A 23,019-nucleotide genomic window follows, 5' to 3' on the forward strand; every position below is an offset into this window, starting at 1 on the left:
GGGTGCGGGCGGGGTGAACCTTTCACGGGGTCCGCCGCGTCTCCCGAGCCCCGGATCCAGCGGGGGAGCCGGAGCGTTGACCCGCCGGAAGGACCGGCCTACCGTGCGGGTCGCACGCCCCCGTCCCTGTCGTCCGCCGGAGGTCCCGTGTTCCGCACCGCCGTAGCGCGCCTCGTCCCCCTGGCCGCCGCCGCCCTCGTGGCGGCCACCGCGCTCCCCGCCTCGGCCGAGGTCATCGACCCCGCTCCCATCGCCCCCAACCAGTACTTCTACGGCTACGTCAATGGTCAGACCGGTCACGCGACCATCAAGATGGCGTGCTTCGGGCCGGTATACCCAGGACAGACCGGTCATCCGCTCGCCGGGCAGAGCGTGGAGGTGCGGCCCCTCGCGATCTCGTCGTCGGCGGCGAGTGCCGGCTACACCGGCGGCGGCGGCACCACGATCACAGTGGACCTGGGCGACCCGTCGACCGTCTCGCGGGCGCTCGCGCTGCGCTACTACGGGGTCAAGGCCGAGATCCCGGTCACCGCGACGCTGCCGTGCTACGGGTCGGGGAAGGTGACGTTCACGCCCATGCCCACCAGCTGGACCGCCCGTGCGGCGACTGTCCTCGTCGACTACGTCGGCCAGCCCTGACCCGCATCCCGCCGCCGTGCCGTGACCGCCGGGCCCGAGTAGGGGTGCCCGGCGGTCATGGGGTGGCGCGTCCGGCGGTCGCTGCTCAAGGCTTGAAAGTGGCGGCGATGGTCTCGAAGGTCTTCTTCTTCTTTTTCCAGTCCTTGTCCTGGGTCTTGTAGAGCAGCGCGTAGCCGTTGTTCTTGTCGGTGACGAATCCGCGGTCGATCACGCGTGACCTGAACCGGCTGTCGCCGAAGGTGAACTCCCAGTCGGCCGCGGTCTTCCAGAAGTCCTTGACCTCCCGGATCTCGACGAGCTTGTAGCCGGGGAAGTTCCCGCTCATTCCCGGCACGTCGCGCCGCCAGGTCTTCAGGGCGTCCGACTCGGGACTGGAGGTGTGGTGGACCTCCAGATAGGTGTGCGAGTCACCGCGGAAGCGAACCTCGCCGTTGCCGCTGCCGTCGACGTGCCATCCCTTCGGCAGCGCGAGCGAGAAGCCGCTCGAGTGCTTGTACTTGTGCCAGCCGTCGGGGACGTCCCCCGGCCCGGGGGCTTCGGAGCTCTTGGAGGGCTTGGGGGACGGCGAGGCCGTCGCCTCCTCCGAGGGGGTCGCGGACGGCTCGGCGGAGGACGGCGCGGCCGAGGACGACGCCGCGGCAGTGGCCTCCTGGGTGTTCTTCCCCGTCTCGGCCGGGCCTGCGGCAGACCCGGAGGAGGGTTTCTCCTCCGAGCCGCTCCTGCCCGCCTGTACGCCGAGGTAGCCGGCGACACCCACGATGACCACCAGCCCGACGAGCATCAGCGCGGCCTTCAGCAGGCCACCGGGCGCGCGCGACGTGCCGGGCGTCGTGGTGGTGTCGTGCTGCCAGACGGCCCCCTCCTGGGAGAACGCTGCAGGCGCCCCCTGAGCTCCGCCGATGCCTGTGCCGACGCCGGCCACTCCGGCGCCCGTACCCAGGGCGGCCGCTGCGGTGTCCGCTGTGGTGCCCGCCCTGGCGTCCGTACGACGATGCTCGCTCGCGCCGTCTCGCGCGGTGGCCGCGGCCGCTCCGGACGCGGCGGCCGGACGTGACGACGTCCTCTTCGAAGGGTCCTTCGTGGTCTCCTCGGTGGGCTGTCCGGTGGGCTTCCCGGCGGAGTTCCCGCCGACGGCGGGGGAGATCCTGGTGCTGCCGTCGCGCGCGCCCGCCTCCTGCGGCCGTCCCCGGCCAGCGGCGGGCTCGCCGTTCTTCCCGGCCTCGTCCCGCCGGCCGGCCGAGGGCTTCGTACGCGCGGGCGGGGCGGCCTGCACGCCGGTCTCCGGCATCTCGTTCGGCCGCCCGGCCGCGTCCGAGGCCGTTTGCCCTGTACGGCCCTCGCCCCGGCCGGCCTCAGCCGAGCCAGGTTCAGCCGAGACGGCCTCGGCCGAGCCGGGGGAGTCGTCGTCCTGGACGACAGGGATGGGCGAGGTGGTCTCACCCGGGCTCGCGATGTCGCCGGCCACTCCACGACCCGCCGACTGACCCGCCGACTGACCCGTGCCGTCGCCGTTCCGGCCGGACTTGGCGTCCGGCCCGTCGCCGTTCCGGCTGGACGCCGGGGAAGGGTCGTCGCGCCGCGCGGCCGGAGGGTACGGCGTCACACCCCGGGAGGCCTTGCCCGGCTCGGACCTGGACGCGGACGTCCGGGACTGCGGAGGCTGGGATTTCGGAGGCTGTGCCTCGGGGGTCTGTGCCTCTGGAGACTGGGGCTCCCGGGTCTGGGACTTCGGGCTCGGGGACGCCTCCGGCTTCGTGGGCCGCGGCGAAGCAGGCGCGGCGGCCTCCGCGGGAGCGGAGGAAGAACCGGGCGCGGACGGGCCGTCGGACCGGGCCGGCGGCGGAGCGAGGTCCCGCGCCGCCCGCTTGAGCTGCCGGGCGAGCTCGTCGTATCCCGGCCGGTCGGCGGGCTCCTTGGCGAGCATGCGCATCAGCACCGGACCGAGCGCGCCCGCCCGGCGGGCCGGGGCGGGGTCCTCGTTCAGCACGGCGTGCATGGTGGCCATCGCCATGCCCCGGTCGTGCGGGGGCCTGCCCTCCGCCGCGGTGTAGAGCGTGGCGCCGAGCGACCACAGGTCCGACTCGCGCTGCGCGGCCTCGCCGCGGAGCCGTTCGGGGGCGATGAAGGCGGGAGTGCCGACGAGGCCGGTGCGGGTCATCGTGTTGTCGGCTTCGAGCCGGGCGATGCCGAAGTCGGTCAGGACCACCCGGCCGTCATCCGTGAGCAGCACGTTCTCCGGCTTCACGTCCCGGTGCAGAACGCCCTGGCGGTGGGCGGCGCGCAGCGCGTCGAGGATCTGCAGCCCGATCTCGACGGTGCGCTCGGGGGACAGCGGGCCGTCCTCCCTGATCACCTGTCCCAGCGACCGGGACTGCACGAGCTGCATGATGATCCAGGGCCGGTCGTCCTCCTCGATCACGTCGTGGACGACCACCACGTTGGGATGGGTCAGACGCCCCGCGGCGCGGGCCTCGCGCATGGTGCGGCGGTTGAGGTCGCTGAGCTCGTCGCCCATGGCGCTGTCGTAGCGGACCTCCTTGACCGCGACAGGGCGGTCAAGCAACTGGTCGTGGGCCCGCCAGACCACTCCCATGCCACCCCGGCCGATCGGCTCCATCAACTGGTACCGGCCTCCGACGAGCCGGCTTTCCGCACGCGCCACTCGAACCCCTTCCTGGACCCATGAATCGTCCCACGGATGGCAAAGGGATCAACCGCTCCCACCGCTCGCCATCCCGAGATCCGAGACAAATCGGTTCGAGTCGTGGCCCGTCGCTGCTAAGGTCCTAGATATGGGTAGGTACAGCTCGTTTACGAGGCCGGTTCCGGGAGGGCCGGTCGCGATCGTGAGCTAGCGACCATCCGGAGCCGGCTTGAGGCAGGGACGCCAGCGTCTCTGCCTTTTTCGTTGTCAGAACCGCTGGCCAGAGCTTTCTGGCCGGAATTTCCCGGCCTGCGAGGAGCCCGCATGTCGAAGACAGCCCAGCTCGACCGAGACGCCGTACGGATCGGCGACCTGATGATCGGTCACGGGCTCCCCGTGGTGGTGATCGGCGGGGAGAACGCCCGCTGGCTGCGTCTGCCCGCCGACGGCGACTCATCAGACGCCCGATCCGACCGAGCGGCTGGGCCTTCCGGGCTTTCCGGGGCTGCCGGAAAGACTGCCGGGGAGGCGAGGGCGCGCTGGGCCGGGCCGCTGCTGGTGGAGCCGTTCTCGGCCGCCGACCTGCCCGCCGTGGCCAGGCACGCCGACGCGGTGGTGATCGGGCCGGCCTGGGCCCGCGACCCCGGTCTCGTCCGCGCCGCGGCCCGGCTCGGGCTGCCCGTGATCCTCCAGCGGGGGATCGATCAGCGAGGACGGGCGGCGACGCTGGAGGAGTGGCTGGCCGCCGCCGACGACTGCGCGGCCGAGGGCAACGAGGCGATCGTGCTCTGCGAGAGCGGTGGCCGTACGGAACCGGCCGGCACCGCGTCCCACCTGCCGCCGTCCCACCTTTCGCCGTCCGATCTCGCGCCCGCCCCCGACTCCGGCCCTGCCTCTGATTCCGCCTCCGATTCCAACTCCGGCGCCGGCCTCGCACTCGGCCTCGCTCCCGACGCGACCGCCCACGCGGCTTTCGACTCAGCCTTCCGCTCTGCGCCCGACCTCGCGCTCGTGCGCGCCGCGCGGGAGCGGACGGGCCGCCCGGTGCTCGCCGCGCTGGGCCGCGACGGCGGCCTCGCGGGCGCGGCCGTCGCGGCGGGGGCCGACGGCCTGCTGCTCGACCCCGCCGCACCACCCGAAGCGCGCGCGGCGGCCGACGAGGCGGCGACCGTCCTCGCGGCCCTCGTCCGTCCGCAGTCCCCGCGGACCCTCACCGAGGCCCGGGGGGAGATCGACCGGGTGGACGCGGCCCTCGCCGTCCTCCTCGAACGACGGGCCCTGCTGGCCGCGCGGATCCAGCGGCTCAAGCCCGTCGGCGGCTTCCAGGGACGGGACATGGAGCGCGAGCGCCGCCTGGTCGCGGGCATGGCGCGGCGCGCTCCCCGCCTGGGCGTACGGCGGCTCGCGCCGATCATGAACGCGGTGATCGAGGCGGGCCTGCACGCGGCGGAGGAGGAGCGAGCCCGGGACCGGGACGCAGACGGCATGTGAGCGCCCGGGCCCCACTGTTCGCGTGAGGCTCCGCTACGCGCTCGGTGACGGTGACCCCGGCCGGGGGTGAAGCCGCCTCGCGGTAACAACGCCGACGCCGTGCCCCGCGCCGCGACTCCCACTGATCGCGTCAGGCTCCACTGCGCACTCGGTGACGGTGACCCCGGCCGGGGGTGAAGCCGCCTCGCGGTAACAACGCCGACGCCGTGCCCCGCGCCGCGACTCCCCCTACACGTACGGCCTGCTTCGTGCGTGCTCCACAGGTGCCGATGAGCGTCAGCTTCAGTGCCTGTTTCGCCGGGTGTCTTCTTGGGTGTGTCGCGGAGAAGCGGCGTAGAGGCGGGCATCGCTCGTCCTGCCCCGCGCACTGCCGTCTCTCCTGGCTCCCGTGCTGCCGCCCACACCGCCGCCCGTACTGCTGCCTGTACTGCTGCTCGTCCTGCCGGTGGCCGCCGGCGCGCCGACCGAACCCGTACGGCGGGGCGTGCGGCGAGCGGGGCCACGGACCGGCGTGTGGGCGGTGGAAGCGACCGCCGGGTTGTGGCCGAAAACGCGGGCGAAGGTGCGGGCTACGTCAGGGCTGAACATCCGGGCGAAGGTCTGGGAGAAATCGTGGCCGGCCGCCGGGAAGCGCATCGGGGAAACGGCGGCGGCCGCCCGGCCGCCTCCTGAGCCCAAAGGAACCCGGCCGTTTCCGGCGGAGAAGGGGAGCCTTCCGGCGGCCAGGGGATGGCTGCCGTTTCCGGGCGCGGGGGTGGCCCGGCTCCCGGGGGTCCCCGTGCCTCCGGACGCCGGCCCGCCCGCCTGGGACGCGGCGTCGTCGTGCCGCCGGTGTTCGGCCTCCCGCTTCTTCTTCTCTTTCTCCTGCTTCTTGCGTTGCTTCTCCAGCGCCTCCTTCAGGCCCGGCGTGAAGCCGCCGCCGAACCTGGACATGTCCGGCGGGGTGAAGCCGTGCGCCGGAACGCCCCGCAGGGCGGCGCGCATGGAGTCCACCCAGATCGGGCCGGGCAGCGAGGCGCCCTGCACGGAGCCGTAGTACCGGCCGCCGATGGTGACGCCGGTGAGCGGATAGCGGTAGGAGCCGCGGATGTCGCCGACGCTGACGGCGGCGGCCAGGCTGGGCGTGTACCCCGCGAACCAGGCCGAGGTGTAACCGTTGTTCGTGCCCGTCTTGCCCGCGGCGGGGCGGCCGATGGACTGCCCGCGCATCGTGCCCTTGGTGAACACCCCCGTGAGCACGTGGCTCACCGCGTCGGCGACGGCCGGCTCCAACGCGGCCACGCAGGCGGGCGGCACCTCGGTCCGCGTGCCGTCGTGCTCCACCACCGCCGCGATGGCCATCGGCCTGCAGTAACGGCCGCGCGCGGCCAGCGCCGCGTACGCCGCCGCCACGGTCGTGGGGTCCATCTCGTTGGCGCCCAGCGTGAACGTCGGCACCTCGCGGAGCGGCGTGCCGTCCGCGCGCCGGATGCCGAGCGACCGGGCCGTCGCGACCACGTCGCACAGCCCCACCTCGCGCTCCAGCCGCATGTAGAAGATGTTGACCGACTGCCAGGTGCCCATCTCCAGGCTGTACGGCCCGCCGCCGCCCTCGCCGCCCGCGTTGTGGATGACCGTGTGAGGGTCGTTCACCGCCCGGCCCGAGCAGTCGCGGTAGCCGAACGACGGGACGTACGAACCGGGGATCGTGAAGCCGTCGCCGAACCGCATTCCCTGCTTCAGCGCGGTGGTCAGCGTGAACACCTTGAACGTCGAGCCCGCCTGGAGGCCGAGGCCGCCACCGTGCGCGACGTCGGCCGCGAGGTTGTAGGTGGTGTTGCGCCCGAGGGCGCGGTCGTGCGGGTTGCGCCCGTACCGCTTGCTCACCGCCATCGCACGGATGCGTCCGGTGCCCGGCTCGATCATCGTCTCGGACGCCACCTGGTTGTCGCGCGGGCTGACCCGCGCGGCGAGGGCCCGGTCCGCGGCCCGCTGCGCGGCCGGGTCGATGGTCGTCCAGATCGTGAGGCCGCCCCTCTGGAGGCGCCGCTCCCGGTCGGCCCTGGTGTAGCCGAACGCGGGGTTCGTCAGCACCTCCCGCTCGACGTACACGCAGAAGAAGGGGTACGCGCTGCCCGCGCAGCCGCCGGGCTCGGGACGCAGGTGCAACGCCAGCGGCGCGGCCGCAGCGTCGAGGGCCCGGTCCCGGCCGATCAGCCCGAGCTCGGCCATCCGGCTCAGGACGAGGTCGCGCCGGGCGCGCAGCCGCCCTCTGTGGTCGTCGCCCAGGGACGGGTCGGTGTCGTACGGCGTGCGCACCGCGCCGGCCAGCGTGGCCGCCTGCGTCAGCGTGAGGTCGGCGGCGTCGACCCCGAAGAACCGCCGGGCCGCCGCCTGGACGCCGAAGGCGCCCGCGCCGAAGTAGGCGATGTTGAGGTAACGCTCCAGGATCTGGTCCTTGGTGTACTTGCGCTCCAGCGCCAGCGCGTACCGCAGCTCGTCCAGCTTGCGGCGGAAGGTGCGTACGAGGGCCTGCGCGCGCTCCTGCTCCGTCTCGGCCTGGCTCAGCATGATGTTCTTGACGAGCTGCTGGCTGATGGACGAGCCGCCCTGCCGGATGCCGCCCGCCCGGGTGTTGGTGACGAGCGCCCGCAGCGTGCCTTTGAGGTCGAGGCCGCCGTGCTCGTAGAACCGGGAGTCCTCGATGGCCACGATGGCCTGCCGCATGACCGGGGCGACCGCGCTCAGCGGCACCGACTGCCGGTTCTGGTAGTAGAACTGGGCGATCTGCCGGCCGTCGCGGTCGAGCAGCCGCGTCATCTCGGGCAGCGGCTCCTCCCGCAGCGGCGCGGGCAGCTCGGTGAACGCGGACGCGGCACGCTTGGCCGCCAGGCCGGCCCCGCCCACGAAGGGCATGACCAGCCCGGCGACCAGTCCGCCTCCGGCCGCGCCGCACAGGCTCAGCGAGAGGAGGGCGCGCCCGAGACTGACGCGCCCGAGACCAGCGTGGCCGAGGAGACGAGAGGTCACGGGATATCAGTGCGACCTCCGGCGTTCTCCCAAACCCGGGAGGCGGAAAGCTTTACGTCAGCCTGTTGATCTTCAACCCCAGAGAGGTGAACTGTTCGAACGGCCTGTGGTATCCGCGTTCGATGTGGTTGACGCCGCGCAGGGTCGAGGTGCCCTCGGCGACGGCGGCGGCCAGCACCGCGGAGAACCCGGCGCGGATGTCGGGCAGCGTGACGTCGGCCCCGCGCAGGTTGGAGATGCCCCGCACGACCGCCGAGTGCTTGGCGTTGGTGTCGTGGTAGCGGCAGGCCGGCCCGCCGAGGCACTGGGCGAACACCTCGATCTCGCAGCCCATCTTCTGCAGTGCGGGTACGTACACCAGGCGGTTCTCGAAGACCGTCTCGTGCAGCACCGACATGCCCTCGGCGCGGGTGAACAGCACCATGAGCGGCGTCTGCCAGTCCGTCATGAAACCGGGGTGGGTGTCGGTCTGCACGGCCGCCGCGCGCAGGCCGTCCGGGGCGGAGGCGCACAGCCAGTCGTCGGTTATCTCGAACCGCGCGCCCATCCTGGCGAGCGTCGTGATGGCCGTGACCAGCCGGTCCTGGTGGCAGCCGTGCACCCGCACCTCGCCGCCCGTCACCAGCCCCGCAACGAGGTACGAGAACGCCTCGATGCGGTCGCCGGCCAGCCAGGTGGAGGCGCCGTGCAGGCGCTCGACGCCCTCGATGACGATGCGCCGGTCGGGGCTGAGCTCGATCATGGCGCCCATGCGCTGGAGGAACAGCGCGAGCTCGACCACCTCGGGCTCCATGGCGGCGCCCTTGATGACGGTCTTGCCCTCGGCGAGGACGGCGGTCATCAGGATCGTCTCGGTCGCGCCCACACTGGGGTAGGGGAGCGAGATGCGGCTGCCGCGCAACCGGGCCGCCTTGGCCGTGATGCCGTTGTCGCCGACCTCGATCTCGGCGCCCATCGACCGCAGCGCCTCGACGTGGAAGTTGACCGGCCGCCTCCCGATCGGGTCGCCGCCGACGAGCGGCACGAACGCCTCGCCCGCCAGGTGCAGCAGCGGGCCGAGCATCAGGATCGGGATGCGGTTGAGGCCGGTGTACTCCTCCGGGACCCGCGGCCGGATGTCGCTGCCACGCTCGATGGTGATCTCACCAGGGGTGATGTCCACGTGGATGCCGAGGGCTTCGAGCATGGCGGCGGTCAGCCCCACCTCGCCGACCTCGGGCGCGTTCTGCAGGGTGCTCGGACCGGTTCCGAGCATCGCCGCCACCATGTGCTTGGAGACCGCGTTCTTCGATCCCCTGACCTCCACGTCGCCCCGCAACGGGCCCGACGGGTCGATCTGCCAAACCTCTTCGCTCACTCGGCCTCCCTTGGCCCCACCCATGCCGTGCGTCCCCCGCACTCGGTCCTGCAAGAGTACGGGACCGAATTCGATCGCTATGTGAGTACTATCGGGACGGTGCGGCATGTGAGGGGCAATCTGGCGACCGTCGTCGTGACCGTCCTGGTGCTGGCCCTTCTCGGCGTCGTCGCCGGGTACGTGTGGTCGGTGCTCGCCCCCGCCACCCGCTACGTGATCTTCGAGGGGACGCGCCAGCCCGTCGACCCGGAGACGCAGTCGCTCATCGAGGCCGACGGCTGGTTCGCCGTGGTCACCGGCGCGTTCGGCCTGGCCTCCGGCATCGCGGGGTACGTCCTGTCGCGCCGCCACCCGCCGGTCGAGATGCTCGTGGGGCTCGCCGCCGGCGGCCTGCTCGCCGGGTACGTCGCCCTGACGGTCGGCACGTCCGCGAAGGGGACCGTCCAGGCGGCGGGACCCGGCGGCTTCACCACCACGACGTCCCTGGGAGTGACGGCGTACGGCGTGCTGTTCGCCTGGCCCCTGCTGTCCACCGCGGTCTTCTGGGTCGTCGAGTTCGCCGTGAGCTACCGTCAGCGCGAAGGCTGACGCCACCGGCGGTGTGCGGCCTCACGCCCGCGGGCCGGCTCTTTCCCGGCAGTATCGTGATCAGTGTCATGCTGAGACTGGAGTTCACCGACGCCGACCTGCGCCAGATCACCGTCGCCGCCACTCCGGACGCGGTGCTGGAAACAGCCCTCAGCGTGCGGCGGCTGCGTACCGGGCCGGGCGGGGGAAGCCGGTCGAGCCCCGGCCTGCGGCGGCTGCGCCACGTGGTGAAGGGCGGCCTGGCGGCGCGGGCGGGCGTGCTCCTGGAGGTGGTCCCGCCCGACGGCTTCCTCCCGGACTTCCTGCTGCAGCCGGAGGCGCGTGATTTCGCCAGCGGAGTCGAGCTGGTCGGCCAGGTGCCCGCGACGCTGCTCGCCGCCGACCTGAGCGAACTGCCCCCGTCTCCGAGGCCGAGCCGCTGGCTGCGGGAGCTGGCCTCCGGGGACGCCGCGGCGCGGCGGACGCTCACCGCCGACCTGCACGCCTACTTCGGCTCGTCACTGGCCCCCATATGGCCTATGGTCCAGGCCGGTGTCGCCGCCGACCGTTCCCTGCGCGCCGAGACCCTGCTCCGCGGCGGCATCGACGCGCTGCTCGCCACGATCAATCCCTGGTGGCGCTGGCGGCCTCCCGTGCTGGAGATTCCCTCGCCGCTCGCTTACCACGTCCCGTTGTGCGGCCGCGGGCTGCTGCTGGTCCCCTCGTACTTCGCGCCGACATCCCTGCTGGCCTGGCGGCCCGACCAGCCCACCGTGCTGGTCTACCCGCTGTGCCACAACGACCGGACCGGCTTCGCCGACGCCCTCGGCCCGCTGCTCGGGCGTACCCGGGCGGCGGTTCTGGCCGCGCTGCGCGATCCGGCGACGACGACCTCCCTGGCCGAGCGGGTGGGGGTGTCCCTCGCCTCCGCCAGCCAGCACGCCACGGTCCTGCGCAACGCCGGGCTGGTCGCCACGACCCGGGCCGGCGGAGCCGTCCTGCACGCGCTGACCCCGCTGGGAGAGGCCCTCCTGCGGGGCGACGCCGCCGCCGGATAGCACCTGCCGGTCAGCCGGTCAGCCGGTCAGCCGGTCAGCCGGTCGGCTCGGGCAGGCGGGGAGCGGTCCGCCAGAAGCCGGTCGCCTGCTCGAAGGCGTGCCCGAGGCGCAGGACGTCCATGTCGGCCCACGGCCGGCCGACGATCTGCAGGCCGACCGGGAGCCCGTCGGACGTGAAACCACAGGGCACCGACATCGCGGGCGCGTGCAGCACGCTGATCCAGTAGCAGGAGCGCATCCAGGCCAGGTAGTCGGGCATCTCCACCCCGGCCACCTCCGTGACGTACGGCTGCTCGACCGGGAACGGCGGCACCTGGCTGACGGGCGCCACGAGGAAGTCGTACCGGCCGAAGAAGCGCCGCATGCGGTGCCAGAGCCGGGTGCGCAGGCGCTCGGCCCGCCCGAGTTCGGCTCCGGTGACCTTCCGTCCCTGCTTCACGTTCCACGCCACGTTGGGGCCCACTTCGGGGAAGTCGCCGAAGGTGAGCGCGTAGTGCCACGACCGGTAGACGCGGAAGGCCTCCTCCGCGTCGGACAGGTCCAGGTCCACCTGCTCGACCTTCACGCCCAGGCCGGTCAGCGCCTCCACCGCCCGCGCCGTCGCCGCCGCGGTACGCGGGTCGACCGGCAGGCCCCCGAGATCGGGACTGAAGGCCACCCGGACGGACGTGAGGTCCATGTCCAGCGGTTCGGCGAACGCCGACCCGTCCTCACGGATCGAAAGCGGCGAGACCGGGTCGAACCCGGCGATGGCCGACATGAACAGTGCCAGGTCACCGGCCGTACGGGCCATCGCTCCCGCCACGCTCAACGTGAACCAGGCCGCCGTCGGCGACTTCGACGGCACCCGGCCGGGAGTCGGCCGCAGGCCCGCCACGTTGCAGAAGGACGCGGGGTTGCGCAGCGAACCGCCCATGTCCGAACCGTCGGCGAGCGGCACCATCCGGCAGGCCAGCGCCGCGGCGGCCCCGCCGCTGCTGCCGCCCGCGCTCTTCGACAGGTCGTAGGGGTTGCGCGTCGCGCCGAAGACCTCGTTGACCGTGTGCGACCCGGTGCCGAACTCGGGGGTGTTCGTCTTGCCGAGCATGATCCCACCCGCCTCGCGGATGCGTCGCACCAGGGGATCGTCCTCGACGGGCACATGGTCGGCGAACGCCCGCGAGCCGTACGTCGTCCGCACGCCGGCGGTGTCGGCGAGGTCCTTGTGCGCGACCGGGATGCCGTGCAGCGGCCCGCGCACCATGCCACGTGCGAGGTCCTCGTCGGCCCGCGCGGCCTGGTCGAGCGCCCGCTCCGCGGTAAGCGTCACGATGGCGTTGACCTGCGGATTCGTCTCTTCGATCCGCCGCAGGCACGCCTGCGTCAGCTCGATGGCGCTCACCTCCCGCGCCCGCAGCAGCGCGGCCATCTCCGTCGCCGTCAGGTCCGCCGCCCCGCTGTTGTGGCCGGCCTGTTCGCCGTGTTCGCTCACACTTCCCCCGATCCCTCCGGCTATCGCCAGTGTCGAGGCGGGTGAGCCGTACCGGCGATGGCAACAGTCGACAGGTTCACAGCTTGGCGATGGGGGCGGTCACCGCCTGCGCGAGCCGGACGAGGTTCTCCGGTGCCGTCTCGATCTGCAGGCCACGCCGCCCGGCGGAGAAGTAGACGGTCTCGAAGCCGAGCGCCGACTCGTCCACCACGGTCGGCAGCCGCTTGCGCTGGCCGAGCGGGCTGATGCCCCCGACGACGTAGCCGGTGGTCCGCTCGACCTTGGCCGCGTCGGCCATCGCCGCCCGCTTGCCCTTCAGCGCCGCCGCGAACGCCTTGAGGTCGAGCTTGCCCGCCACCGGCACGACCGCGACCGCCAGGCCCGCCTCGGTCTCCGCCACCAGCGTCTTGAAGATCCGCTCGTACGGCACTCCGAGCGCGTCGGCCGCCTCCTCGCCGTACGCCTGCGCGTTCGGGTCGTGGTCGTAGGGGTGGAGGGTGAACTCCGCCTTCGCCTGCGTGAGGGCGACCGTCGCCGGAGTGCTCTGGCCGCCCTTGCTCTTGGTCTTGCTCACGACCGCAAGCCTAACGGCGGCACCACCGACGTTCCCGTCCCAGCCGTCCCAGTGCCCCTGCCGTCCCTACTGCCGCCGCATCCCGCCGTCCCCGCCGCTTTTCGCACTCGCCCGGCCACGACTGCACGCCGAGCCTGCCCGTGCCGAACTGGCCGAGGCAGACAGCCGGAAAGCCGAGCAGGCGGGCCAGGGCCGGCCGTACCAGCGGGCTCACTCGCGTTGCCGGAAGGCGAAGCGGCCAAGGAAGGTGAAGGCCCAGCGATCTTCGCCGACCTTCCGGCGCAAGTAGCGGCCGGGACGGCGGTAGCGGTCACGATTGTGGAACTGGCAGGCCGGTCCCAGCAGCTTCAGGTCGGTTAGCCCGCCGCTGCTCCAGTTGTCGGCGTGGTCGATCTCGCACATCGTGGCGGGCAGGGGGCAGCCCTCGACCCAGCAGGTGGCGTACCGGGCGAAGACCGCCCGGCGCTGGGCGGGCGTGGCGAGGCGGACCTTGCGGCCCATGTCGAGCACCTGCCCGTCGGCATCCATCACGATCCGGACCAGGGCGCTGGTGCGAGCCAGACGATGCACGCTGGCAAGGGGGAGCATCTGCCCGGTCGCCAGCAACAGCCCGGGTGCGGTCCCGAGCAGCGCCCACGCCAAAGCCGTCGGTGTACCCGGCCCTCCCTCCGGTTCGTCTGGTGTCCCTTCCGGTTCGTCCGGGGTTGCTCCTGAGGCCGTGGTCTGCTCATGCCTGACTTGTCCGGGCCAACCTTGCTGGGCCGCCGATGCGCCGTCGGCGGCGGGGCTGGTCGTGGCGGGGGCAGGGGTGGCGGAGACACCGGCGGCGGGGGCGGGAACGCCGTCGCCATGGGCAGGCTGGACGCGCCTGGATTGGGGGCTGTCACCGGATACCGGGCCAGCAGGATCGTCATCGGCCGCAGCGGTGTCGTCCGAGCCGCTGCACCCAGAGCAGTCGGGTTCGGCCTTCTTCGCGGGAACCGGATTCCCGGTGGGAACGGGGCCGCCCTCAGGGACGGGCCCCTTGCCGGAAACGGGACCCTTGGCGGGGGCCGGTCCCTTGCCGGAACCAGTGCCGTCGGCGGAACCAGTGCCGTCGGCGGGAACGGGGTCGTTGGGCAGGGACTCCGCTCTGACCATCACGAGAAGCTCAGCGGCGACCTTCTGCCCGAGGAGTGCGATGAACGCGTCCGCGTTGCGTACCCGTCGCGGCCGGTCATCTCCCTCGGCTCTGGGCTTGCCATAGGTCTGCAGCAACGTCATCAGGCGCGCGGCCGCCTCGCGGGGAAGGTAGAACTGCCCTTCCACTCCGCCGTTCTTGGTAGGGCGTACCGTCATGAAGCGCCGCTGGTAGTCGGCTTGCTCATCCTGCTCTTCACCGTCGGGGTCCAGCAGCGCCCGCAGATACCGTCCCGCCTTGGATACCTCCGCCGCGGTCGCCTTCTCAGCCAATTCCACCAGAATCGGCTCGGCCAGCGCGGCATTGTCATCCGACAGCCCGGCCGTCGCGGCGCAGATGGCCTCCGCCACCCCGGCCGCCATCTCGCCTGTGGCGAACCGCCGCGCCACCTCGGGCAGACGGGTCAGTTCCTCGCTGAGAGTCAGCAAACGACTCGCTTCAGGCGTGCTCATTCCCCCAGCGGTGCGCAACCAGGTCCGCGTCGAGGCATGCCCATGCTGCTTGGCCTGTCCCGTTCGATGTACGCGGCCGACGCGCTCGGCCAGCGCACTCATAATGCGGTCGCGGGCGAACAGCAGGTCCTCGGCTTCGGCCAGACAAATCTCCGGCGCATCCGGGGCCGGCATCAACGCCAACGCCTGCGCCGTCTCGCGCAACGATGCCACCAGCATCCAGGACGACCGTTCCCGGTGGTTGCTACGACCGTCGGTGTCCGAGTCCGCCGAAGCCCTGGTACCCCCGAATCCGGTGCCTCCGAATCCATGGTCGCTGGATCCGCAATCCGATCCGCTGCTGTTGTATCCGCGGCCCGCGCCAGGACCGGCCGTCCCACTGCCGGTTGCTTCGTGCTCGGCGTCGTCACAATTATTCGAACGGTGAAGGTCGCCAGGGCCAAAGCCGAACAGACCCATGGCACCTCCCCGTTTGTTAATTCGAAACCCTGTATGAATTCTCCCATGCGCCTGCTGGCGAGAACAGCCTTGCCAGCTACATTGTTGGAGCTGCAGGTTGTCGTCGATCGAATCAATTCTCCGGGGAATTCTTCCTAATTGCCTTTTTCGCTCCATGTCGTAGCCACACTTGGAACAGCCCGCAGCAGGGGAGAGTCGCAACTGCGCCGGCATGAGTGCGATGGGCAGAGCGCTGCGGCGCGTTGGGGTGGGCAGGCTGATGAGCGAGGGTGCGTCGGGGCGTCACGTGCCGGACGGCGGCGAATAGGCCTGGGACCTCGGTGCCGTCCCGGGACGATGGTTCAAGCTCAGGGGCGCGGCAGGGCGGTGCAGGGGCAAAGGTGCGGCAGAGCGGTGCGCTCGGGGTGCGGGTCGCGTCGGGGTGCCGCGTTTTGGGCGGCGGCAGGTAGGCGCCTGGCCTCGGTGCCGCCTAGTCAGGATGCGCGGCAGGGCAGGTGTGGAGACGCGGTCGGGTGGAGTGGTCGGGGTGCGGGTCGCGTCAGGGGGCCGCGGTCTGGACGGTGGCGAACACGCTGCGGGCCTCGGTGCCGTCCGGCAGGCGCCAGCCGGCCGTCACGTGTCCCTGAGCCCCCGTCGTGTCCTCTTCGCCGGGCAGCAGCACGCGGTTCACTCGGATCACCAGCCCTCCGTCCTGGTCGCGCTGCGGAACTTCCGCTGAGCCTCCCGGCGCGACCGTGCCTTCCGGCACGACCGTGCCTGCCCGTACGGCGATGTCGGTGCATCTCGGTCCGCTGGTCGCGGCCGCCGACGTGACCGGGCCGGTGCTCCGAGGTCCCGTGAAGCCGCTGACGACAGTGGGGTCCGGGGTGTTGCTCTCGCTCTGGGCCTGCGGCTCGGCCTCGCCCTGGAGGAGTGCCAAGAGTTGTGCGACGAGGACCGGGTCATGGGTGCCGTCGTAGACCCACCGCGGTCCGAGGACCCCGTGCTCCGTGGTGCCGATGAGGGCATGATCCGCTCCGTCGAGCGGCGTTCCCCGGTAGGTGAGCGGCACGAGGTAGGAGAGCGGCTCGTCACCGGAGTCGTCGGTGACGACCATGAACTCGATGCCGACCTCGCCCTGCGGGTCGTCGAGCCGGAAGCCGCCGGCTCTGGCGAGCTCCGGGTGGCGCTCCCCGCCTTCGTACCAGGGCTGGGACGGAAGCCACGAGGCGAGGAGCTCCAGCTTGCCGGGCGTCAGCGTGGTCTTGTGGATGACAGCCATAGCTCGAAGGCCCTCCGTCGCGATCTCGTCACCATGCCGCCCCCAGGTCCTGGCGTCACAGGCCGGGAACGATCCGCTGGTAACGATCATCGTCTCACACGGGGGCGGCTCATCGGGCGCGCCGGGCCGAGCGCCGTCCGGACGGCAAGCCGGGACGGAAAGCCCGGACGGCAAGCCCGGGTGAACAGCCTGGACAATCAGCCTGGACGGTCAGCCCGATGAACGGCTCGTCGGCGTCGGGCCCGGCGGCCGGCCGGTCAGGGGCAGATCACCTCTGTACCCACCCTGACCAGGGCGGACGCGAGGGCGGGGGAAGGTTCCGCGTCGGTGACGAGACCGGACGGGCCGTCCAGGCCGCACACCCGGTAGGCGGCGACCCTGCCGTGCTTCTCCGTGTCGGCGAGCACGTACGTCCGCGCGGTGCGGGCGAGGATCACGCGCTTGGTCGCGACCTCGTCCAGGAAGTAGTCCGTGAGCCCGGCGTGCGCGTCCACCCCGCCCGAGCCGAGGAAGGCGACGTCGGCGCGCAGGTCCTCGAAGAACTCCACCGTCCGGGCGTTGGAGACGGCCAGGTCGCCCTGCCGCACGCGCCCGCCCGCCACGAGCACCTCGACGCCGGGACGGCCGGCGAGCTCGGCCGCCACCAGCAGCGAGCAGGTGGCGACCACCCCGCGGAACGACGGGGGAACGGCCCGCGCCAGGTGGACCGCGGTGGTCCCCACATCGATGATCACCGTCTGCCTCGGCCGCAGCAGCCCCGCCGCGAGCCCGCCGATCACGGCCTTCGCCTCGGACTGGCTGGTCGAGCGTTCCAGGTAGGACAGCTCCTCCCCGGTGCCCGACGGCGCCGAGGTCGCCCCGCCGTGCACGCGGACCAGCAGCGCGCGGCGCTCCAGGACCGCCAGGTCGCGCCGTACGGTCTCGTGGGACACGCCGAGCAGCGCGGCGAGGTCCTCGGTGCGTACGGTCCCCTTCCGCCCGAGGGTTTCGATGATCCGCTGGTGGCGCTGGGCGGGAAGCACACGACCCTCTTTCCGGCCATTCCAGGCCGACCGAACATGACCGATGTCGCCCGAGAGTGTGGATCGGTGCCCGAAAACCTGTCAAGCGTCGGGCCCGAATCCGGGCAACAGGCACGATGTCCCAGCTCCGGAGGGGTACGTGCGCCGGTGAAACGCCCGTCCCGAATGCTGGACACACACGGATGCGCCTGTGGTCGTCCGTAGACTGGAACGGTGATTTCCCGTATCGACCTGCGCGGGTCCCTGCCCGGCGACCTGCGCGACGTGCTGCCCCGAGCCGAACTCGACGTCGAGGCCGCCCTGGAGAAGGTGCGGCCCATCTGCGAGGAGGTCCGCCATCGCGGCGCGGCGGCCGTACGGGAGCTGACCGCGCGCTTCGACGGCGTCGAGGTCGAGTCGGCCCGGGTGCCCGCCGAGGCGATCACCCGCGCGCTCGCGGAGCTGGACCCGGCCGTGCGCGCCGCGCTGGAGGAGTCGATCCGCCGCGCCCGCCTGGTCCACCGCGACCAGCGGCGCACCGACACGACCACGCAGGTCGTGCCGGGCGGCACGGTCACCGAGCGCTGGGTGCCGGTCGACCGCGTGGGGCTGTACGTCCCCGGCGGCCGGGCCGTCTATCCGTCCAGCGTGGTCATGAACGTCGTCCCGGCCCAGGAGGCCGGGGTCGGCTCGCTGGCCGTGAGCTCGCCCGCGCAGAAGGAGTTCGGCGGGCTGCCGCACCCCACGATCCTCGCCGCCTGCGCGCTGCTCGGCGTCGACGAGGTGTACGCGGTGGGCGGTGCCCAGGCGGTGGCGATGTTCGCCTACGGCACCGAGGAGTGCCGCCCGGTCGCGATGGTGACCGGCCCGGGCAACATCTGGGTGGCGGCGGCCAAGCGCCTGCTCAAGGGCCGCATCGGCATCGACTCCGAGGCCGGCCCGACCGAGATCGCGATCCTCGCCGACGAGACCGCCGACCCCGCCCACGTCGCCGCCGACCTGATCAGTCAGGCGGAGCACGATGTGATCGCGGCGGCCGTCCTGGTCACCACCAGCCCCGAGCTGGCCGACGCGGTGGAGAAGGAACTGCCCGGTCAGGTCGCCGCGACCCGCCACTCCGAGCGCATCACCGAGGCGCTGGCCGGTCGCCAGTCGGGCATCGTGCTCGTCTCGGACGTCGAGGACGGCCTGAAGGTCGTGGACGCCTACGCCGCCGAGCACCTAGAGATCCAGACCGCCGACGCGGCCGCGGTCGCCGCCCGCGTGCGCAACGCAGGCGCGATCTTCATCGGGCCGTACGCGCCGGTGTCGCTCGGCGACTACATGGCCGGGTCCAACCACGTGCTGCCGACCGGCGGCTGCGCCTGCCACTCCTCGGGGCTGTCGGTGCAGACGTTCCTGCGCGGCATCCACGTCGTCGACTACAGCCGCGAGGCGCTGGCCGGGGCCGCGCCGTACGTCTGCGCGCTCGCCGACGCCGAGGACCTGCCCGCCCACGGCGCCGCCGTCCGCGCCCGCTTCGACTGGGAAGTGCCCTCATGACGACCCTCGACGACCTGCCGATCCGCGACGACCTGCGCGGCAAACACCCTTATGGAGCGCCGCAGCTCGACGTGCCGGTGCAGCTCAACACCAACGAGAACCCCTACCCGCCGTCGGCCGCGCTGATCGACGACCTCGCCCGGGCCGTACGGCAGGGCGGGGCCACGCTCAACCGCTACCCCGACAGGGACGCCGTCGAGCTGCGCAAGGATCTCGCCGACTACCTCGGCCACGGGCTGACCGCACGCCAGATGTGGGCGGCCAACGGGTCCAACGAGATCATCCAGCAGATCCTGCAGGCGTTCGGCGGCCCCGGCCGCGCGGCCATGGGGTTCGAGCCGTCCTACTCGATGCACCCGATCATCGCGGGCGGCACGAACACGCGGTGGATCGAGGGGCTGCGCGAGGAGGACTTCGCGCTCGACCCCGCCGCCGCCGTGGCCGCGATCGAGGAGCACCGCCCCGACGTGGTGTTCCTGACCTCGCCGAACAACCCGACCGGCACGTCCCTGCCGCTGGAGGTCATCGAGCGGGTCCTCGCCGCCGCGCCCGGCATGGTCGTCGTGGACGAGGCGTACGCCGAGTTCGCCCGGACCGGCACGCCGTCGGCGCTGACGCTGCTGCCCGGCAATCCCCGGCTGATGGTGACGCGGACCATGTCCAAGGCGTTCGCGATGGCCGGCACCCGGCTCGGCTACCTCGCCGCCGACCCGGCGGTGGTCGACGCCCTGCTGCTGGTCCGCCTGCCGTACCACCTGTCCACGCTGACCCAGGCGGCGGCCCGGGTCGCGCTCGCGCACCGCGAGGAGCTGCTCGGCACGGTCGACGCGCTGCGCGGCGAGCGGGACGCCGCGGTGGACTGGCTGCGGGGACGCGGCCTGACGGTCGCCGACTCTGACGCCAACTTCGTGTTGTTCGGCAGGTTTCCCGATCGGCGGTCCGTCTGGGAGGGACTGCTGGAGCGCGGGGTGCTGATCCGGGAGACCGGGCCCGCGGGCTGGTTGCGCGTGTCGGTCGGCACGCCGGAAGAGATGGCGGCGTTCCGCGCCGCGCTGGAGGGGGTCCTCGCATGACCGAGATCGACGAGCGCCGCGGGCGGGTCGAGCGTACGACGAAGGAGACGTCGGTGCTGGTCGAGGTGGACCTCGACGGCACCGGGATCGTCGACGTGGCGACCGGCGTCGGGTTCTACGACCACATGCTCGCCCAGCTGGGCAAGCACGGCCTGTTCGACCTCACCGTGAAGACCGAGGGCGACCTGCACATCGACGCCCACCACACGATCGAGGACACCTCGATCGCGCTCGGCGCGGCGTTCCGCGAGGCCCTGGGCGACAAGTCGGGCATCCGGCGGTTCGGCAGCGCCTCCTGCCCGCTGGACGAGGCGCTCGCGCAGGTCACCGTCGACCTGTCCGGCCGGCCGTACCTCGTCCACACCGAGCCCGAGGGCATGGCCCCGATGATCGGGCCCGAGTACGACACGACCATGACCCGGCACATCCTGGAGTCGTTCGTCGCGCAGGCGGCGGTCTGCCTCCACGTGCACGTGCCGTACGGGCGCAACGCGCACCACATCGTGGAGGCGCAGTTCAAGGCGCTCGCGCGGGCGCTGCGGGAGGCGTCGGAGCGGGACCCGAGGGCGACCGGGGTGCCCAGCACGAAGGGCGTCCTCTGATGACCTTCGCGTCCGGAGGAATGATCTTCATCGCGCTCTTCCTGATCGGCGGGGTCGTCTCCGGCATCCGGCAGGGGATCAAGCTGCTGGCGGCGATCGCCGGCGTCGGCGCGGCCCTGGCCCTGACCGCGGGAGTGATGTGGTGGCAGTGAGCAGGCGCGTGGTGGTGCTCGACTACGGTTCGGGCAACCTCCGGTCGGCGGAGCGGGCGCTCGCCCGGGTCGGCGCCGACGTGACGGTCACCGCCGACTTCGACGCGGCCCTGGAGGCGGACGGGCTCGTCGTCCCCGGCGTCGGGGCGTTCGCCGCCTGCATGGAGGGGCTGAAGAGCGTGCGCGGCGACCAGATCGTCGGGCGCCGCCTGTCGGGCGGCCGGCCGGTGCTCGGCATCTGCGTCGGCATGCAGATCCTGTTCGGGAAGGGCGTCGAGCACGGCGTCCACACGGAGGGCTGCGGCGAGTGGCCGGGCACGGTCGAGCGGCTCGACGCGCCCGTGCTGCCCCACATGGGCTGGAACACCGTGACCGCCCCCGAGGGCAGCGTGCTGTTCCAGGGGCTGGACGAGGCGACCCGCTTCTACTTCGTGCACTCCTACGGCGTACGGGAGTGGCTGCTCCAGACGGGCGACGGCTTCCGCGAACCGCTGGTCACCTGGGCCGAGCACGGCGTGCCGTTCGTGGCCGCCGTCGAGAACGGGCCGCTCATGGCGACCCAGTTCCACCCGGAGAAGTCCGGGGACGCGGGCGCCCGGCTGCTGTCCAACTGGCTCACCACGCTGTGAGCGCGCGCGGCACGCGGCATCCCGGTACGGCGGTGCGACACTGGGGAGCGGCGGCGCGCGACATGAACAACGAAGACAGGCAAGAAGATGGGCACCGACCTGGGAATGAGTCCGGAAACGGACGTGAATGCGACCGGGCCGGGCTATAACCGTGACCAGAGCCCTGACCACGGCTGCGACCAGGCCCGATCGCAGCCGTGAACACAGCTTGCACACAGCTTGCACACAGTCGTGACCACAAGAACAGAGCCGTGACCGAGAGACCTGAGCGGGAGGCTCGATGAGCAAGGAGCGGGCCCGCCGGAGGGCGGAGCGCGAGGCCGAGCGCGAGCGCCTCGCGGCGGCCCGCGCCGAACGCGAGGCGAGAGCCGCCAGGCGGCGCGAGCTGCGCGACAGGCTCGTCGGGCCCATCCGGGCCGCGGTGCTCCCGCGGCCCGCCCGCCCGGTGCGGGTCGCCCGGCAGCGGGGGTATCTCGCCCGCCGCCGCCGCACCGAGAACGGGGTCGCGGTCACACTGTGGTTCCTCGTCCAGGCGCTCGCCTGGATCCTGTTCGAGTCGTGGATGGCCCGGCTGGGCGTCTTCCTCGGCTCGATCCTGCTGCTCCCGGTGCTCGTCACCATCGTTTTCGACCGGAGGTCATGACCCAATGTCGCTCGTATTGCTCCCAGCCGTCGACGTCGCCGACGGCCAGGCCGTACGCCTCGTGCAGGGCGAGGCGGGGACGGAGACCTCGTACGGGGACCCGCTCGCCGCCGCCCTCGCCTGGCAGGAGGCCGGCGCGGAGTGGATCCATCTGGTCGACCTCGACGCGGCGTTCGGCCGGGGAAGCAACCGCGAGCTGCTGGCCTCCGTCGTGGGCAGACTCGACGTGCAGGTCGAGCTGTCCGGCGGGATCCGCGATGACGCCTCGCTGGAGGCCGCGCTGGCCACCGGCTGCCGCCGGGTCAACATCGGCACCGCCGCGCTGGAGGACCCGGCGTGGTGCGCCAAGGCGATCGCCGAGTACGGCGACCGCATCGCGGTGGGGCTCGACGTGCGCGGCACCACGCTGGCCGCCCGCGGCTGGACGAAGGAGGGCGGTGACCTGTGGGAGGTCCTCGACCGCCTGGAGTCCGAGGGCTGCCCCCGCTACGTCGTCACCGACGTGACCAAGGACGGCACGCTGCGCGGTCCCAACCTCGACCTGCTGCGCCAGGTCTGCGCGCGGACCGACCGCCCGGTCGTCGCCAGCGGCGGGGTGTCGTCGCTCGACGACCTGCGGGCCATCGCGACGCTCGTGCCGGACGGCGTCGAGGGCGCGATCGTGGGCAAGGCGCTGTACGCCCAGGCGTTCACGCTGCAGGAGGCACTCGCGGCGGTGACGACCGGATGAGCACCCCGACACCTGCCCCGGCGTCCGCGCAGACGTCTGCCCAGGCGCCCGCACAGGCGCCGGTCCAGCCGCCCTCGGCGCAGATGCCCGAGGGCCGGATCTCCTCCGGTGGTCCCTGGGAGGACCGGTACGGCTACGCCCGCGCGGTCGTCGCCGGGCCGCACGTGCTCGTGTCCGGCTGCACCGCCACCGTCGGCGGGGAGGTGCAGCACGTGGGCGACGCCTACCGGCAGACGCTCACCGCCTTCTCGATCGCGCTGGACGCCGTCGAGAAGGCCGGCACGACGCGGGCCGACGTGGTGCGCACCCGCATGTTCGTCGTGAACGCCGACGACTTCGACGCCGTCGGCAAGGCGCATGGGGAGATCTTCGGCGACGTGCGGCCCGCCTGCACGAGCGTGCAGATCGCCGGGCTCGTCGACCATCGCATGCTGGTCGAGGTCGAGGTCGAGGCGTACCGCGCGGTACGCGGCGGCGGGGGCTGA

At 72.4% G+C, this 23,019-nt stretch carries 20 protein-coding genes and 1 pseudogene; 13 read left to right on the forward strand and 8 right to left on the reverse strand.

All coding sequences use genetic code 11. The features are described 5' to 3' along the window. Positions 1 to 147 precede the first annotated feature (147 nt). Entirely contained in the window at positions 148 to 639 is a 492-nt protein-coding gene (locus F5972_RS09905) for a hypothetical protein (protein WP_150933107.1), read from the forward strand. Positions 640 to 724: 85 nt separating this feature from the next. Here the strand turns inward: F5972_RS09905 and F5972_RS09910 are convergent, their stop codons facing one another. Then, positions 725 to 3,301, reverse strand: a complete 2,577-nt coding sequence (locus F5972_RS09910) for a serine/threonine-protein kinase (RefSeq protein WP_150933108.1) — start codon at positions 3,299 to 3,301, stop codon at positions 725 to 727. Between the two features lie 357 nt (positions 3,302 to 3,658). On the opposite strand from F5972_RS09910, the pseudogene F5972_RS37950 reads away from it, so the two are divergent. Further along, positions 3,659 to 4,081, forward strand: a pseudogene (locus F5972_RS37950) (chorismate mutase); the annotation flags it as partial. Positions 4,082 to 4,513: 432 nt separating this feature from the next. Further along, positions 4,514 to 4,774 (forward strand): chorismate mutase, encoded by a 261-nt coding sequence (locus F5972_RS37955; RefSeq protein ID WP_225311354.1) that lies wholly within the window; start codon positions 4,514 to 4,516, stop codon positions 4,772 to 4,774. A 282-nt stretch (positions 4,775 to 5,056) separates the two neighbouring features. Here the strand turns inward: F5972_RS37955 and F5972_RS09920 are convergent, their stop codons facing one another. Together F5972_RS09920 and murA are read right to left on the reverse strand one after the other, a co-directional pair. Then, positions 5,057 to 7,783, reverse strand: coding sequence for a transglycosylase domain-containing protein (locus tag F5972_RS09920; protein ID WP_225311312.1), 2,727 nt, complete (start codon positions 7,781 to 7,783; stop codon positions 5,057 to 5,059). A gap of 52 nt (positions 7,784 to 7,835) precedes the next feature. Next, the gene (murA, locus tag F5972_RS09925; protein ID WP_150933110.1) at positions 7,836 to 9,140 is read right to left on the reverse strand and encodes a UDP-N-acetylglucosamine 1-carboxyvinyltransferase; all 1,305 of its coding nucleotides are present in this window, start codon (positions 9,138 to 9,140) and stop codon (positions 7,836 to 7,838) included. Positions 9,141 to 9,239: 99 nt separating this feature from the next. On the opposite strand from murA, the gene F5972_RS09930 reads away from it, so the two are divergent. Both F5972_RS09930 and F5972_RS09935 read left to right on the forward strand, forming a co-directional pair. Further along, on the forward strand, positions 9,240 to 9,728 hold the full coding sequence (locus tag F5972_RS09930) for a hypothetical protein (protein WP_150933111.1): 489 nt from the start codon (positions 9,240 to 9,242) through the stop codon (positions 9,726 to 9,728). A 68-nt stretch (positions 9,729 to 9,796) separates the two neighbouring features. Continuing rightward, positions 9,797 to 10,765, forward strand: coding sequence for an ArsR/SmtB family transcription factor (locus tag F5972_RS09935; protein WP_150933112.1), 969 nt, complete (start codon positions 9,797 to 9,799; stop codon positions 10,763 to 10,765). A 34-nt stretch (positions 10,766 to 10,799) separates the two neighbouring features. On the opposite strand, the gene F5972_RS09940 is transcribed toward F5972_RS09935, so the two are convergent. The 5 genes from F5972_RS09940 to F5972_RS09960 form a co-directional block, all read right to left on the reverse strand. Further along, positions 10,800 to 12,236: an amidase gene (locus F5972_RS09940; protein ID WP_225311313.1), complete on the reverse strand. Its 1,437-nt coding sequence runs from the start codon at positions 12,234 to 12,236 to the stop codon at positions 10,800 to 10,802. A 76-nt stretch (positions 12,237 to 12,312) separates the two neighbouring features. Beyond that, positions 12,313 to 12,810 carry a Cys-tRNA(Pro) deacylase gene (gene ybaK, locus F5972_RS09945; RefSeq protein WP_150933113.1) on the reverse strand — a complete coding sequence of 166 codons (498 nt, stop codon included), beginning with the start codon at positions 12,808 to 12,810 and terminating at the stop codon, positions 12,313 to 12,315. A gap of 210 nt (positions 12,811 to 13,020) precedes the next feature. After that, the gene (locus tag F5972_RS09950; protein WP_191910039.1) at positions 13,021 to 14,901 is read right to left on the reverse strand and encodes an HNH endonuclease; all 1,881 of its coding nucleotides are present in this window, start codon (positions 14,899 to 14,901) and stop codon (positions 13,021 to 13,023) included. A 538-nt stretch (positions 14,902 to 15,439) separates the two neighbouring features. Continuing rightward, the gene (locus tag F5972_RS09955) at positions 15,440 to 16,162 is read right to left on the reverse strand and encodes a maltokinase N-terminal cap-like domain-containing protein (protein WP_150933115.1); all 723 of its coding nucleotides are present in this window, start codon (positions 16,160 to 16,162) and stop codon (positions 15,440 to 15,442) included. A gap of 257 nt (positions 16,163 to 16,419) precedes the next feature. After that, a complete protein-coding gene (locus F5972_RS09960; RefSeq protein ID WP_150933116.1) occupies positions 16,420 to 17,184 on the reverse strand; it encodes a DeoR/GlpR family DNA-binding transcription regulator in 765 nt (254 codons plus the stop codon). Positions 17,185 to 17,397: 213 nt separating this feature from the next. Here F5972_RS09960 and hisD point away from each other — a divergent pair, with 213 nt between their 5' ends. The 8 genes from hisD to F5972_RS09995 all read left to right on the forward strand — a co-directional run bounded on the left by hisD (position 17,398) and on the right by F5972_RS09995 (position 23,019). Further along, positions 17,398 to 18,705, forward strand: coding sequence for a histidinol dehydrogenase (gene hisD, locus F5972_RS09965; RefSeq protein ID WP_150933117.1), 1,308 nt, complete (start codon positions 17,398 to 17,400; stop codon positions 18,703 to 18,705). Then, a complete protein-coding gene (locus tag F5972_RS09970) occupies positions 18,702 to 19,778 on the forward strand; it encodes a histidinol-phosphate transaminase (protein WP_150933118.1) in 1,077 nt (358 codons plus the stop codon). The genes hisD and F5972_RS09970 overlap by 4 nt, the downstream gene beginning before the upstream one ends. After that, positions 19,775 to 20,380 (forward strand): imidazoleglycerol-phosphate dehydratase HisB, encoded by a 606-nt coding sequence (gene hisB, locus F5972_RS09975; RefSeq protein WP_150933119.1) that lies wholly within the window; start codon positions 19,775 to 19,777, stop codon positions 20,378 to 20,380. Before F5972_RS09970 ends, hisB begins: the two co-directional genes overlap by 4 nt. Continuing rightward, on the forward strand, positions 20,380 to 20,532 hold the full coding sequence (locus F5972_RS37090; protein WP_165900426.1) for a hypothetical protein: 153 nt from the start codon (positions 20,380 to 20,382) through the stop codon (positions 20,530 to 20,532). The genes hisB and F5972_RS37090 overlap by 1 nt, the downstream gene beginning before the upstream one ends. Further along, positions 20,529 to 21,161 carry an imidazole glycerol phosphate synthase subunit HisH gene (gene hisH / locus F5972_RS09980; RefSeq protein WP_191910040.1) on the forward strand — a complete coding sequence of 211 codons (633 nt, stop codon included), beginning with the start codon at positions 20,529 to 20,531 and terminating at the stop codon, positions 21,159 to 21,161. The genes F5972_RS37090 and hisH overlap by 4 nt, the downstream gene beginning before the upstream one ends. Positions 21,162 to 21,441: 280 nt before the next feature. Continuing rightward, positions 21,442 to 21,804 (forward strand): hypothetical protein, encoded by a 363-nt coding sequence (locus F5972_RS09985; RefSeq protein ID WP_150933121.1) that lies wholly within the window; start codon positions 21,442 to 21,444, stop codon positions 21,802 to 21,804. 4 nt (positions 21,805 to 21,808) lie between these two features. Further along, positions 21,809 to 22,534 (forward strand): bifunctional 1-(5-phosphoribosyl)-5-((5-phosphoribosylamino)methylideneamino)imidazole-4-carboxamide isomerase/phosphoribosylanthranilate isomerase PriA, encoded by a 726-nt coding sequence (gene priA, locus F5972_RS09990; protein ID WP_150933122.1) that lies wholly within the window; start codon positions 21,809 to 21,811, stop codon positions 22,532 to 22,534. Beyond that, positions 22,531 to 23,019: a RidA family protein gene (locus tag F5972_RS09995; RefSeq protein WP_225311314.1), complete on the forward strand. Its 489-nt coding sequence runs from the start codon at positions 22,531 to 22,533 to the stop codon at positions 23,017 to 23,019. Before priA ends, F5972_RS09995 begins: the two co-directional genes overlap by 4 nt.

Source organism: Microbispora cellulosiformans (assembly GCF_008728085.1).
In the GTDB taxonomy this organism is placed as follows: Bacteria; Actinomycetota; Actinomycetes; order Streptosporangiales; family Streptosporangiaceae; genus Microbispora; species Microbispora amethystogenes.

Excerpts from the sequence above, each read along its gene's own strand:
- F5972_RS09935 (WP_150933112.1), top strand. The coding sequence starts at position 9,797 with ATGCTGAGACTGGAGTTCACCGACGCCGACCTGCGCCAGATCACCGTC.
- F5972_RS09950 (WP_191910039.1), bottom strand. The coding sequence starts at position 14,901 with ATGGGTCTGTTCGGCTTTGGCCCTGGCGACCTTCACCGTTCGAATAAT.
- F5972_RS09955 (WP_150933115.1), bottom strand. The coding sequence starts at position 16,162 with ATGGCTGTCATCCACAAGACCACGCTGACGCCCGGCAAGCTGGAGCTC.
- F5972_RS09970 (WP_150933118.1), top strand. The coding sequence starts at position 18,702 with ATGACGACCCTCGACGACCTGCCGATCCGCGACGACCTGCGCGGCAAA.
- hisB (WP_150933119.1), top strand. The coding sequence starts at position 19,775 with ATGACCGAGATCGACGAGCGCCGCGGGCGGGTCGAGCGTACGACGAAG.
- F5972_RS37090 (WP_165900426.1), top strand. The coding sequence starts at position 20,380 with ATGACCTTCGCGTCCGGAGGAATGATCTTCATCGCGCTCTTCCTGATC.
- F5972_RS09985 (WP_150933121.1), top strand. The coding sequence starts at position 21,442 with ATGAGCAAGGAGCGGGCCCGCCGGAGGGCGGAGCGCGAGGCCGAGCGC.
- priA (WP_150933122.1), top strand. The coding sequence starts at position 21,809 with ATGTCGCTCGTATTGCTCCCAGCCGTCGACGTCGCCGACGGCCAGGCC.
- F5972_RS09995 (WP_225311314.1), top strand. The coding sequence starts at position 22,531 with ATGAGCACCCCGACACCTGCCCCGGCGTCCGCGCAGACGTCTGCCCAG.